The 378-nt window shown below is 78.6% G+C and carries 1 protein-coding gene; it reads left to right on the top strand.

Annotated features, from left to right (window positions below; genetic code table 11):
• The coding region (locus B7767_RS33865) for a 4-alpha-glucanotransferase (RefSeq protein WP_143652770.1) at positions 1-378 on the top strand (378 nt) is incomplete at both ends.

Raw genomic sequence — 378 nt, 5'->3', positions numbered from 1 at the left:
CCCCCGACCGACCCCTCCCCCTACCGCCCCTCCTCCCGCCGCTTCCCCGACCCCGTCCACCTGCGGATCGAGGACGTCCCCGAGTTCGCGTACGTCGACGACCGCGACCGGGTGCGCGCCCTGCTGGAGCGGGCCGGACGGCTGCGCGGGGCGGTGCTGGACGAGGGCGCCCTGATCGACCGGGACGCCGTGTGGGAGGCCAAGCGGGAGGCGCTGGAACTGGTGCACCGGGTCCCGCTCGGGCCCGGCCGCCGCGCCGCCTACGACGACTTCCGCGCCGGACAGGGCCGGGCCCTGGAGGACCACGCCACCTGGTGCGCGCTCGCCGAGGCCCACGGCGCCGACTGGCACCGCTGGCCCGCCGAGCTGCGCGACCCG

This window comes from Streptomyces sp. 13-12-16 (assembly GCF_002114215.1).
Classification (GTDB): domain Bacteria; phylum Actinomycetota; class Actinomycetes; order Streptomycetales; family Streptomycetaceae; genus Streptomyces.
This window is presented reverse-complemented; position numbering and strand designations above follow the sequence as displayed.